At 36.2% G+C, this 395-nt stretch carries 1 protein-coding gene; it reads right to left on the minus strand.

What is annotated here, in order from left to right; genetic code table 11:
- Nucleotides 1-11: 11 nt before the first annotated feature.
- A partial coding sequence (locus QME70_14030; protein ID MDI6895681.1) for a phosphoribosyltransferase family protein occupies nucleotides 12-395 on the minus strand: 384 nt, incomplete at its 5' end.

A 395-nucleotide genomic window follows, 5' to 3' on the forward strand; every position in this document is an offset into this window, starting at 1 on the left:
GCCAACCAGATTTAGAGATTCTGAAATTTATCTTGGCCCGGGCTGGCGCGGGCAACAACAATTCCAATAATTTCTTTTGCTCCAGCTTCTTTTAAGATTCGAGCACATTCTTCCATTGTTGAGCCAGTGGTATAAATGTCATCGACTAAAATAATTTTTTTATTTTCAATTAAGGATTTATTTTTTATAAAAAATGCCCTTCTCAAAATTTCTTTTCTTGTTTTAGCCTCGAGTTCAACCTGAGCTGGGGTTTCTTTTATTTTCATTAAAACATCCTTAAGGAGAGGGATTTTAAAATAAAATGAGAGATGCTTCCCAATTTCTTCTGCCTGATTGAATCCCCTCCATCTTAACCTCTTTTTTTCCAAGGGTACTGGAATTAAAATCCACCCCCC

Source organism: Bacillota bacterium (assembly GCA_030019365.1).
In the GTDB taxonomy this organism is placed as follows: domain Bacteria; phylum Bacillota; class Sulfobacillia; order JACIYH01; family JACIYH01; genus JACIYH01.